We start from the raw sequence: 12,410 nt of genomic DNA, 5'->3' as shown, positions 1-12,410 counted from the left end.
AATGCATGTGCTCCTTTTTAATCATAGCGTTTCCGCAGCGTGGATGACGGAAGATTCATTTGTTCACGATATTTGGCAATGGTTCTGCGCGAGACGCGTATGCCGAAGGTTTGCTGAAGCTGAGTCATGATTTGCTGATCCGAATACGGTTTTTTCTTATTTTCCGTTTGGATCAGCTCGGCGATGTGCGTCTTGACTGTGTAGCTGGACGCCTCTTCTAGCGAATGTCCTTCTAGTTTCGCTTGGAAAAATTGCTTCATTTCCATTAAACCATAAGGGGTTTGCACCATTTTCCCTTTGACAGTCCGGCTGACTGTCGACTCATGTACTTGCAATATATCTGCTATCCGCTTCATCGTAAGCGGTTTCATTTTATGTTTCCCTGTGAGGAAAAAATCAGTCTGATGTAAGATAATCTCACGAACGACATGGGTCATCGTTTGTTTTCTCTGCTTCAGCGCTTGGACAAGCCAATTGTACTGCTGCTCTTTTTCCTTTAAATACGCATATGCTTCATGCCGCTTTTGATCTTGAATCATAGCGAAATATCCTTCATTCATCTCAACGTCAGGAAAAGCACGCTGATTCAGCTCAAATGTGATGTGATCCTGCATCACCGTGATATACACATCGGGCTCTATATACACATGCTGTTCTTCATATGAGAAATGAAGGCCAGGTCTTGGTTCAAGCAGTGAGACCTCATCTTGTATCGCTTGGAGTGTTTTCATTGAAATTCCTGTTTTTGCCGCAATCTCCTTCCAAGCCTTTCTTGCAAAAAGAAAGAAATGCTCTTCGATGATCAGCTCAGCTTCATACCAGCGCTCCTTTTTTCTTCTAAGCTGAAGCAGGATGCACTCTTGCAATGATCTTGCGCCAATACCGGCAGGCTCTAATGATTGAAGCTGATGAAGAACGGCTTCTACTTCTTCCGCCGAAACCTCTAAAACAGCGGCCATTGCATCAACCGGTTCATTTAGATAGCCATTTGAATCAATGGACTCAATCATAAAGTGAAAGATCCTTTCATTTCTTTCACTTAAGGTCAAATCAATTGCCTGTCTTTTCAAAACCATTTGCAGGCTTTCTTTTTGATGCGTACGATACGGCTCTGTCATTCGATCTCGTGATCTTTTATGATAAACTGGTTGATAGCTGTCCGTGTCTTTCCGCTCAATCAGAGGGTTCTCAAGCGCTAACTGGTCAAGATACTCGCCCAGCTCTGTGCAATTCAATTGCAGCAGTGTAATGGCCTGCCTGAGTTCTTGTGTGAGCACCTGCTTTAGTACCTGTTCTTGTTGCAGTTTAAGGCTCATTGTCTCCCCTCCCTCTCATCATTTTACATGAAGATTGACGGACCGTATATACGAAATAGGAGTGATTTCCATGTCTGAACTTTTTTCCGTTCCATACTTTGTTGACAACTTGAAACAGCATATCGCCATGAATCAAAATGAAGACAAGGTTCATGCAATGAATGCCTACTACCGCTCAGTGGTTTCTACACTTGTTCAGGACCAGCTGACCAAAAATGCTGTCGTATTGAAGCGAATTCAGCATCTTGATGAAGCCTATCAAAAGGTGAAAAAAGAAAGCGAATGAATGGACAAAAAGGAGCACCCTTTGTCACGATTGCAAAGGGTGTTTGTCATGTATGAACAGTTTCTGATCCAGCTTTGATTTGTACATCATCAAAAAGCCAGACCGTCCTACAGTATAGATGATAAAGGCAAACCAGAGTCCATGATTGTGCCAAATTGGCGTGACCGCTGCTTGGACAACCACAAACAAGATCATCGCAAACAGCATCGAATTTCTGACAGGGGTAATTTCTGTCGCACCTGTAAATACACCGTAAATCACCAATCCAAAACAAGCAGCAAACGGATAAAGAACAAGCCAATCTGCATAGCGCAATGTGACGTCAAACAGCTGAGGAAGATTCGTAAACAAGCTCAAAATCGGCTCTTTTAATAGAAAATAACTCGCCGCAATGACACACGCCATGACAAGTGCCCACTGCCTCGAAAGGGTCAATGTTTTTTCATAGAGAGTCCGGTCATTTGCACCAACTGACCTGCCAACAAGAATGCTGGACGCATTGGCAAAACCATCGAACAAATAAGCCATGATGTAGTGTATTTGAAATAAGATCGCATTAGCCGCAAGCAGCTCTGTTCCAAAAGAAGCACCTTTTGCAGTGAACATGTTAATCACCACAAGCAGACAGATCGTCCGAATAAACAAATCTTTATTGACATGAAACATTTTCTGCACTGCCTGTGTGTCCATGATCTTCTTAACAGAAGGCATCCGGAACCCGTTTGACGTATGCTTCATAATGATCCATGCTCCTAGCACAAAAGCGGTTAATTCAGACATCAAGGTTGCAGCCGCCACACCTTTCACTGCAAAGGAAAACACATGAACAAGCAGAAATGCGAGAGCCATATTCATGACATTGATCAAAATCTGTAAAGAGAGGGCTTCTTTCATTTTTGCCATCCCCATCAGCCAGCCTAATATCACATAATTCATCAAGGTAAATGGGGCACCCCAAATGCGAATATGAAAGTAATCTGCTGCAAATTGCCGGACATCAGCAGCGGGAGAGATCACTAGAAAAGCAGATTGAATAATTGGCCACTGGAGGGCAATAAAACAAAGACCGACCATGATGGCGACCAAAAAAGGCCTTAAAAAAGCAAGAACGCCCTGCTCCTCGCTCTGTGCTCCATTTGCCTGGGCGGCAAAGGCAGATGTACTCACCCGCAAAAAACCAAACAGCCAATATAATGTACTGAAAATGAGACTGCCGACTGCGACGCCTCCAATATAAGCGGGATTAGCGAGCTGGCCGACAACTGCTGTATCGACAGCTCCGAGTAATGGAGTGGTCATCGTTGAAATTGTTAAAGGAATGGCCAAAGCTAAATACGCTCGATGGTTCACGATACCACCTGCCTTTCATGAAAAATAGCCTCTCCTAAAAGAGGCGTTGATCGTTGACAAAGGGCTAAAATGATCTTTATTTTAACCCTTTGTCTTCTTTTCAGCGTGATTGAAAACCTTTGAAGTCTAGGAAGGACGAGCACCGGAGCGGAGCGAATTCGACATTCGTGAGCACCGGCGCGCAGGACTGACACCGAATGCGAGGGTTTGTCTACACGCTGAGCCTCTCCTAAAAGAGGCGTTGATTGAATGAATCAAATGGAACGAACCGGTCTGCCAATCGTTCGTGACAAAGGATGGTCTGCGAGCATCGCATCTCTCATTTTCAGAACAGCTTCCTTTTCTGATAAAAAGAAATCATCCTTTGATTGAAATTGGGCGACAAGCTCTCCTTGATCAAGAATCGCCAATTGATCACTTAAGTGATAGGCTGCTGTCATATCATGTGTAATAAATAAGTAAGCCAGCCCCAGCTCTTTCTTTAATTCTACTAATAAATCTAAAATGACAGCCTGTGTGACCATATCTAAACTGCTGACGGATTCATCGAGCACAATCAGCTTTGGCTGTAGCAATAATGCTCTTGCGATGTTGATCCTTTGCAGCTGTCCGCCACTGAATTGATGCGGATACTTAGACAAATCCTTTTCACTGAGCCCCACTCTTTCCAGCCAGTGGATCAGTACTTTCTTGCGTTCTTTACGGGTCAGTGTTTCATAGTTTTCAAGCGGCTCAGATAAAATTTGTTCGACTGTCCACCTTGGATTCATGGCCGAATATGAATCTTGAAACACCGCTTGCACATGCCGGCGAAAGTGTTTACGTGTTCGCTGATCTGCGCGGTATACATCCTGACCTTCAAAAAGAACCTGACCGGCACTCGGCTTCTCTAGTCCAAGTATGATGTTGCCAAGTGTACTTTTCCCTGCGCCGCTTTGCCCTAGTAACCCAAGGCAAGTACCTTCTTCAATGGTCAAATGGACGCTTTTCAGGACAGGAGCTGCGTCTTTTTTTCTCATAAGAAACGATCGGCTGTTGTATGCATGACTGACTGCTTTCACTTCTAATAAATGCAAGGGCCTTCTCACCTCAAATCGGGCAAACAGCTGGAATGGATGGCCGAGCTGCTAATAGTTTCTTGGTATAATCATGCTTTGGATTTTCAAAAAGCTCAAGAACTTCTGCCTTTTCAACCATTTCTCCTTGTCTCATGACCACAACCTGATCTGCCATTTCTGCAATGACACCAAGATCATGGGTAATCAGTAAAATGGCCGTTCCATAGTCATGACGAATTTGGTTCAGATGCTGGAGCACCAGCTTCTGATTGTGTACATCTAACGCGGTTGTTGGTTCATCTGCGATGATGAGAGGCGGGTGCATGCAGGCAGCCATGGCAATCATGACACGCTGCAGCATGCCGCCGCTTAATTCAAAGGGATACTTGTTTAACAGTTGGTCTGGTTGAGGCAGATTCATTTGCTTTAAGGCATCGACCGCCTGCGCCCGTGCCTGCCTTTTACTGACAGCTGTATGCCGGCGAATGGTTTCAATCAGCTGATGACCGATCGTCCATACCGGCGTAAAACTGTTCATTGGATTTTGCATAATATACGAAATGTCTTTGCCCCGAATGGACCGCATATTCTTTTCACTTACACCGATCAATTCCCGTCCCTGTAATGTGATACTGCCAGTGACTTCAGTTGTTTTTCGGTCGAGCATGTTTAAAATCGACATACTTGTCACCGTTTTCCCGCAGCCGCTCTCACCTATTAATCCAACGATTTGACCACGCCCTACTTCAAACGCTACGTCCTGAATAAGAGGGATTGTCCCTTGAGACGTTTTCGTCTGCACATGCAGGTTGTCTATTTGTAATATGGACTCTTCCAAATTGCTCATTCCTTTAAACACGACGTTTGATGCCATATTTCTCTGAAAGGGCTTCTCCCAGTAAATTAAACAGAACCACCACAGCCATGATCACAAGACCTGGGTAAAGCATCAGTTGAGGATTTGTTTGAATGTACGACTTTCCTTCATGGATCATCGCTCCCCATTCAGGTATAGGAGGCTGAACCCCCAGGCCGAGAAAAGACATCGCAGAAATGTCCATAATCGCCCAGCCCATTTCGAGTGTGCCAATCACTGCTAAAGGCGGCAGAACATTTGGAATCATATGCTTTCTCATGATGTTCCAGTGTGAAGTTCCACTGATCTTCGCAGCTGCAATAAAATTCTGTTCTTTTAAACTGAGCACCATCCCTCGAAAGACGCGGGCGTAATACACCCATTGCACAAGCATCAAGGCAAGCACTACTTGAAAAAGCCCCGGACCAAAGATGCCCACTAGCCCAAGGATCAGCACCAAGTTCGGGAAAGCCATGACCCCGTCGCAAATTCTCATTAAGACGTGATCGATCCAGCCGCCTTGATACCCAGAAAACAAACCAACGATTAATCCAATCAATAAAGAAGAGAGAAAGATTAATAATGCACAGCCTAACGAAATACGCGCACCATATAAAATACGAGATAAATTGCATCGTCCTAATTGATCTGTCCCAAGAGGATACTCCCACGAAGAGCCCTTTAGCTTCATGGCAAGATTGACAGCCGACGGATCATGTGGAGCGATCCATGGTGCACATACTGTCACAATCAGCAGGAGACCGAGCAGCAAAACGCAGATCGAGATCATCTTTTGATGATAGAAGAAATGTTGTACTTTTGTCATCATTGCTGGCGGCCTTCCTTTCTAGAAATACGGGGGTCAATGATCAGCTGAAGCAGGTCAACAATCAAACTGCTCAAAATAAAGATACATGCTGCCATCAACACATAGAATTGAATGACTGGCAGATCCCGGTTAAAGATCGCTTCAATAAAAAAGCGTCCAAACCCCGGCCATGAAAAAACCGCCTCGACAATAATGGTTCCTGTCAGCAGCTTGCCAAGATTCACACCAAGTCCTGTCAGCATCGGCGAAATCGCGATTCTGAATACATGCTTGAACATGATCGACTGTTCCTTTAATCCTCTGATTCTCGCATATTGAACGAATGGCTCTTGAAGCGCCTCACTCACACTTGACCGTAATAACCTCGTATACATCGCAATTAAAGGCACTGCCAGTGTGATTGATGGCAGGATGAGATGCTCCCACGTCCCAACACCTTCAACCGGTAAGAGATCGAGCTTCACGGAAAAAAAGAAGATGAGCAAATACCCCATGACAAATGTCGGGATAGATGCTCCTAAGAAAGAAATGAGCCGGCTCACATGATCAACGACGCCATTTTTTCTCATGCCGCTGAAAAAGCCTAACGGAATGCTGACACAAATAGCGAGCAGCAGACTGGTGAACGCCAATTGAATGGTCGCCGGTATTCTATAGATGACCTCATCGAGCACAGGCTGATTCGACATATACGACCGGCCAAAATCAAGGCGAATGACTTTTTCAATGGTATGAAGATACTGCATATAAAACGGTTCATCTAAGCCAAATTCACTTCTTTTTTGCGCTAATATTTCATCATTGGGCTGGATATGAGCCGCTGCTAAATATGCCTCAGCCGGATCAACTGGCGAAAGGTGAATCATACCAGTTGTGAAAAGTGTGGCTAATAGAAATACAGGGATGATTGAAAGCATTCGTTTGATGATATAGCGGCCCATTTCCTTACCTTCCTTCTATTACTTGAGCTTGATGCCTGTGAAAGGATGTTCATCTCGATTCGCAGGGAACTCAAAGTCCTTCACATCTTTTTGATAAACGGCTGTCTTTTTAAAATAAGAGATTGGCACAATCGCCCCTTGATCCTGCAAAGAAGATAAGACCGACGAATATAGTGCTTTTCGTTTGTTTTCATTTGTTGTTGACGGAATTTCGTTCATTTCTTTGATCAGCTTTTCCTTATTTGGATACGCTGAGATGGCTTCTTTGAAGCCAAAACCATCTGATGAAACGACGTTCATAAATGTATGCGGATCATATGGCGCTCCGTAGTTGCTAAAGAAGTTCATATCAAATTTGTTGGCTTTGAAACGTTGAACCTGCGTGGCAAGCTCTACGCCTTCAAGTTTGACGCCAACGCCAATGGCTGCCCATTCTGCCTGCAGCGTCTCAGCCATCGCTTTTTGAATCGATTCTGCTGAGTCATACATCATACTAAATTCAAGCGTTTTTCCATCCTTTTCACGAACGGATTTCCCTTTTGGAAGTGTCCAGCCCGCTTCATCTAGCAATGCTTTTGCTTTGTCCACATCATATTGGAAAGACTTCACTTTAATATTGGACGTATAGGGCATGTTTGTCGGCAAAATGTGATCTGCTTCGTCCTCTAAGCCAGACGTTACACCTTCTACCATTGACTTCTTATTGATGGCATACTGAAGGGCATGACGCACTTTTTCATCTGACAGCTGATCCACTTTTGTATTCATCACAAGCTGTCTCGTTGCAACAGGCTCTGACATGTTTGTTTCATACTTGCCGCTCGCCTCTAGCTGTTTGTAGGCATCAAGGCTGATCGTTCCTTCTCCATAAAGTAAATCCACATCGCCTTTTTCAAATGCCATCACTCTCGTTTCCGCATCTGGAATGACCTTCACCTTGATTTCCTTGACCTTTGGTTTCTCTCCCCAATAATAATCGTTTCGTTCAAAAATCGCATAGTCATCTTTTTTATACGTTTTTAATACCCAAGGGCCTGTGCCCACTGGTTTTTCGATTCCTTTTGACGTATCTCCGTTTTTAGGGAAGCCTGCTTCGCCTAAGAAACGAACCGGACGGACGACTGCTAATTCTTGAACAGTTGGATAATAAGGCGCTGTTAATGTGAGTTTAAAAGTATTTTTGTCCACAGCTTCTGTCTTTTTGATTTTCTTAATGACACCTAACCAGCTATGTAAATCTTTGTTTTTTAAAATCGTATCAAAGTTCTTTTTGACAATGCCCGCGTTAAAATCAGAGCCATCTGAGAATGTCACTCCGTCTCTTAAATGGAATGTATACACCTTGCCATCCTTTGAAACATTCCATGACTTCGCTAATTCAGGTTTCAGCTTTCCATTTTTTTGATAGCTGACCAATGGCTCATAAATCATCGATTGTGCAAACAATTGTGATGGGTTGTAGATGTGCGGATTCATTTCGCCAATATCTCTCGGCCATGCCATTGTGATCATGTCAGGATGATCCTTCTTTCCACCTGCTCCATTGTTTGCTTGAGAGCAGCCTACTAGTAAGAAGATCAGTAGGAATGTAAATACTGTATTTATTTTAATTTTCGGAAAATTATTCCAAATAGACATAAATCGCTCCTCCTAATTGATGCTGATAATCATTTTCATTTTAAGGAGGAAGTACACTGTTGTCAATATCATATTTGAAATGAAATAACAATACACATTCCGTTATATTCCATAAATTGAGGAATTTGATAAAAAGAGAGGCAGGCCGCTTATGAACGAGCAGCCTGTGAAGAGGTGAATGTTTTTTCTCGCAGGACATCATGCAGTGTGTCAATGATACGATCCTGTTCTGCATCTGTCATGCTTGTTCCAGATGGAAGACAAAGACCTGTCTCAAATAATAACTCGGATTCAGGGGTGCCTTTGGCGGCTGTATAAAATGGACAATCACGAAAGAGTGGCTGCTGATGCAGCGGCTTCCATACACGCCGAGCTTCGATCTGTTCTTTTTCTAATACAGCAATGATGTCTACTGGAGAAATCGGTGCATCACGATCAATGGTCAATGTCGTTAGCCAGCGGTTGGACTTGGTTTCTTGATATTCTGGCATAAAATGAAGACCATCTACCTCAGATAACGCGTCCTGATAACGCTGGAAAATGCGGCGCTTTTGTTCAACTCGCTCGTCTAATACATCCATTTGGGCTATCCCCACACCTGCTAGCAGGTTGCTCATGCGATAGTTGTAGCCTATCTCTTGATGCTCATAGTGCATGGCACGCTCTCTTGCCTGTGAAGCGAGGAAACGGCAGCGTTCGATCGCAGCTTCATCATCACTCACAAGCATTCCGCCCCCAGATGTTGTAATGATTTTATTTCCATTAAAAGAATAGACGCCAAACCTGCCCATTGAGCCGCTTTTTCTTCCTTTATACAGAGCGCCTAACGATTCAGCCGCATCTTCAATGATCGGCACATCATACGCTTCACACAACGCCACGATGTCGTCCATTTTCGCGCTTTGCCCGTATAAATGAACGACAATGACCGCGCGGGGGGTTTTTCCAAGACGTTTTGCTTCGACAAAGGCTTTCTCTAAAGCAAGCGGGCACATATTCCATGTCTCGCTTTCAGAATCAATAAAAACGGGCGTCGCTTGTTCATATAAAATAGGGTTTGCACTTGCAACAAATGTGAGGGTGGAGCAAAAGACAATGTCCCCCTTTTGAACGCCAATAAGCTTTAAGGCGAGGTGAATCGCTGCTGTCCCTGAAGATAAAGCCGCTCCCCCCTTCACCCCTGCATAGTCCGCGACCACTTGCTCAAATTCATTCACAAGAGGTCCTAGCGGCGCAATCCAATTGCTCTTGAACGCTTCCTCTATTTTCATATACTCCTTTCCGCTCATATGAGGAGGAGATAAGTAGATTCGCTTTCTTTCTTTCATGATTTCCCACCTTCTCTCCGATCTTTGATCTCAATTGCAGGAACTCCTACAGCGACCTTCTGATCCTGTATATCTCTGGTCACGGCCGCTCCTGCGCCAATGACTGTCCAGCTTCCAATTGATGTACCGGGTGTCACAACGGCACCTGCCCCAATGTGGGCACCCTCGCGCGCGGAAACACAGCCTGTAAGGACTGCTCCTGGTGAGAGGTGCACAAACGATTCGAGTAAGCAATCGTGCTCTACGATAGACCCTGTGTTAATAATCGCATGTTCACCGACGACCGCATCTGCTTGAACAACAGCCCTTGCCATCACCACAGTTCCCCTTCCGATCACAGCTGATGGGCTAATGACCGCCTCTGGATGAATGAGTGTGGCAAACGCCATATTTTCAAACGTCAAACGTTCCTTTACCATCTGTCTGGTCTCATTTTGTCCAATGGCAATCAGCCATTTGGTATGAGGCATTTTCCCTCTCAGCTGCTGACTCATGGAGGTCGGTCCATACAGAATGCCGCTCTGAGTGACTGTCTCTTCAAATTGATCATCTAATACGGCACACAATGAGTAATCAGGATGCGCAAAAATCAAGTCCTGAATGACTTTGCTATGCCCGCCAGCCCCAATGACACCAATGGGTTGCTCTTTACATATCGGTTCCTTTGAATTTTTCAGCTGTGGCATGATGCGGCTGCTGCACCCCCTCTGTTTTGATGACTTTCAGCAAGGTCATCCATAAAATTTTCATATCAAGCCAAAGCGATTGATGCTCCACATACCAGAGGTCATAAGTGAATTTCTCCTCCCAGGAGAGCGTGTTTCTTCCGTTCACCTGTGCCCACCCAGTGATGCCAGGCTTCACAAGATGACGCCTTGCTTGCTGCTCTGTATACATTGGTAAATACTCCATCAAAAGGGGTCTTGGCCCAACGAGACTGAGCTCTCCTTTTAGCACATTGACTAGCTGCGGCAATTCGTCGAGACTGAGCTTGCGAATCAAGGCGCCGGTTTTTGTTAATCGAAGATGATCTGGTAGCAGCACGCCATGTTCGTCGCGTTCATCAGTCATTGTCCGAAATTTATATAGCATAAAAGGCCGGCCATATAGACCAGGCCGTTCCTGCCGAAACACCACAGGCGTCCCAATTTTCCACCGAATAAGCCCATAAATAAGAAGAAAAAGAAGGCTGCCTGCGATAAGCAGAGTCAGTGCCACGATCACATCTATCATTCTTTTCATCATTGCACCTCCTTTTCACACTAGCGGGAGACCGCTCGTTCAGCAGCAGCTTGTTTCACCTTACGCATCAGCTGCATCCGCTCTTGTTTTGTTCCTGCAAATTGATACAAGTAGCCCATGTAAACAATGAAACAAAGTCCACCAATACAAAACAGCTCCCACCATGAGGTCACGTCATATACAAACTGAATCCCTGCGCATACGCCCCAAATCAATAGAGCTCCCACTAGCGGAACCATTGTATGTTTGTAAAAGATTGTGCGTTTCTGTTTCGTGATCTTGGACGTATAAAATGGGAGAAACACAATATTTTTGATCAATAAAACAATGGCACCCGCTGATGCAATGCCATATAAACCAAGCTGGAGCATATGAGTCAAACCATAGGCTAAAAGTACATTGGCAGCGCCTAATATCAGCGTGACAACTGCTGGTACTTTAAAACGATTAAAGGCGGTCGGCACATATGTCAGTGGTAAAAACATCAACGTCAAACATAAATAAGCAGCATGAATCATGAGGAGCCATTTCAGCTCCTCAAAGGCTGGTCCAAGCCATAGAAGCATAAGCGGGCCGGCAAGACCTCCTAGGAGTGCGGCTGGGAACGCAACAAATAAACCACTCCACTTAATGGCGTTGGCGGCATATTGAATGAGTCCCTCTTTGTCCTGATTCGAATAGAACCTCGTAATCGTTGGCGCAAACACAACCGCAAGTGTCCCTGCAAGCGTGCGCAATAATAAAGGGAATTGTAAAATGGCGGCATACTGGCCAGTCGCTTCCGCACCAATCAGCAAGTTGGTCATCAATAAATCAATTTGTAAAAACAACAAAATCCCCATTTGCTCAAATGAATGCCATACCCCTGATCGAACAAGAGTGAGACTAGAAGAGAAAGAGACATGCCGCCACTTAAACGAAAACCAAGGAATGAGTTTCTTAAAATAATAGATGCCGATTCCCATAGCCGCTAAGCTCCCAATGACGGCCGCAAGCGGTATATGCCAAATGGCTGGGGTCGTCAATGTAAACAACATCACAATGACAAGCGCCCTGCAAAACATCTGAATGGCCTGCCCAGCACTTGATACATATAACTTGTTCGCATAAAACGGCGCAGCCCCAATACCGGGCATGACGAAATTGAGCATAAATAAAAGACCCCCTAAAACAAAGGCGATCTGTGTGTCTTTGACGAGATGAACAGGCACATGAAGCCACTCAACCAGCTGCTGAGACAATAAAAGGCAAAGCAAAAAGAGACTGATTGATAAAAAAATCGAACTGACGAAATAGGAAGCGAGAAAGCGCTGCGCCTTTTCCATCTCTCCCTTATGAGCCGCCACAGAAAAAAAACGCACAACAACAGCACTTAATGAAGCGGTAATGACTGATAAATAGTTAATCATATTTTGTGTAAGATGAATTAAGCCAAATGCTTCTACTCCAAGCGTATGAACAATGTAAGGCGTTAAACAAACAGACATGAGCATCATCAAGACAAACGTCATTAAGTTCGCACTGACATTGTAAAGAAACGCACGATTCATTGTGTTGTCACGCAGC

12 protein-coding genes are annotated in these 12,410 nt (G+C 44.6%); 1 reads left to right on the top strand and 11 read right to left on the bottom strand.

The window, feature by feature from the left end:
* Positions 1–17: 17 nt before the first annotated feature.
* Positions 18–1,316 carry an RNA polymerase factor sigma-54 gene (rpoN, locus tag R0K30_RS08355; protein ID WP_249704588.1) on the bottom strand — a complete coding sequence of 433 codons (1,299 nt, stop codon included), beginning with the start codon at positions 1,314–1,316 and terminating at the stop codon, positions 18–20.
* Positions 1,317–1,386: 70 nt separating this feature from the next.
* Between rpoN and yvfG the strand changes: the two genes are divergently transcribed.
* On the top strand, positions 1,387–1,602 hold the full coding sequence (gene yvfG / locus R0K30_RS08350) for a protein YvfG (protein WP_024423509.1): 216 nt from the start codon (positions 1,387–1,389) through the stop codon (positions 1,600–1,602).
* A gap of 24 nt (positions 1,603–1,626) precedes the next feature.
* On the opposite strand, the gene R0K30_RS08345 is transcribed toward yvfG, so the two are convergent.
* The 10 genes from R0K30_RS08345 to R0K30_RS08300 form a co-directional block, all read right to left on the bottom strand.
* Positions 1,627–2,952, bottom strand: a complete 1,326-nt coding sequence (locus tag R0K30_RS08345) for an MATE family efflux transporter (RefSeq protein ID WP_410610048.1) — start codon at positions 2,950–2,952, stop codon at positions 1,627–1,629.
* Between the two features lie 254 nt (positions 2,953–3,206).
* Positions 3,207–4,028: an ABC transporter ATP-binding protein gene (locus R0K30_RS08340; protein ID WP_099727941.1), complete on the bottom strand. Its 822-nt coding sequence runs from the start codon at positions 4,026–4,028 to the stop codon at positions 3,207–3,209.
* A 13-nt stretch (positions 4,029–4,041) separates the two neighbouring features.
* Complete coding sequence (gene nikD / locus R0K30_RS08335; RefSeq protein WP_180275535.1) at positions 4,042–4,857, bottom strand: nickel import ATP-binding protein NikD; 816 nt, start codon at positions 4,855–4,857, stop codon at positions 4,042–4,044.
* A 4-nt stretch (positions 4,858–4,861) separates the two neighbouring features.
* Complete coding sequence (gene nikC / locus R0K30_RS08330) at positions 4,862–5,695, bottom strand: nickel ABC transporter permease subunit NikC (RefSeq protein WP_410610046.1); 834 nt, start codon at positions 5,693–5,695, stop codon at positions 4,862–4,864.
* Positions 5,692–6,636, bottom strand: coding sequence for a nickel ABC transporter permease subunit NikB (gene nikB / locus R0K30_RS08325; RefSeq protein WP_410610044.1), 945 nt, complete (start codon positions 6,634–6,636; stop codon positions 5,692–5,694). The genes nikC and nikB overlap by 4 nt, the downstream gene beginning before the upstream one ends.
* Before the next feature lie 18 nt (positions 6,637–6,654).
* Complete coding sequence (gene nikA / locus R0K30_RS08320; RefSeq protein WP_410610042.1) at positions 6,655–8,274, bottom strand: nickel ABC transporter substrate-binding protein; 1,620 nt, start codon at positions 8,272–8,274, stop codon at positions 6,655–6,657.
* 149 nt (positions 8,275–8,423) lie between these two features.
* Positions 8,424–9,602 (bottom strand): DegT/DnrJ/EryC1/StrS family aminotransferase, encoded by a 1,179-nt coding sequence (locus R0K30_RS08315; RefSeq protein ID WP_410610040.1) that lies wholly within the window; start codon positions 9,600–9,602, stop codon positions 8,424–8,426.
* On the bottom strand, positions 9,599–10,288 hold the full coding sequence (locus R0K30_RS08310; protein WP_410610038.1) for an acetyltransferase: 690 nt from the start codon (positions 10,286–10,288) through the stop codon (positions 9,599–9,601). Before R0K30_RS08310 ends, R0K30_RS08315 begins: the two co-directional genes overlap by 4 nt.
* Positions 10,251–10,844 carry a sugar transferase gene (locus R0K30_RS08305; protein WP_099727947.1) on the bottom strand — a complete coding sequence of 198 codons (594 nt, stop codon included), beginning with the start codon at positions 10,842–10,844 and terminating at the stop codon, positions 10,251–10,253. Before R0K30_RS08305 ends, R0K30_RS08310 begins: the two co-directional genes overlap by 38 nt.
* Before the next feature lie 20 nt (positions 10,845–10,864).
* Positions 10,865–12,394, bottom strand: coding sequence for an MATE family efflux transporter (locus R0K30_RS08300; protein ID WP_410610035.1), 1,530 nt, complete (start codon positions 12,392–12,394; stop codon positions 10,865–10,867).
* Between the last annotated feature and the right edge of the window lie 16 nt (positions 12,395–12,410).

The organism is Bacillus sp. SIMBA_154 (assembly GCF_046536015.1).
Lineage (GTDB): Bacteria > Bacillota > Bacilli > Bacillales > Bacillaceae > Bacillus > Bacillus pumilus_P.
This window is presented reverse-complemented; position numbering and strand designations above follow the sequence as displayed.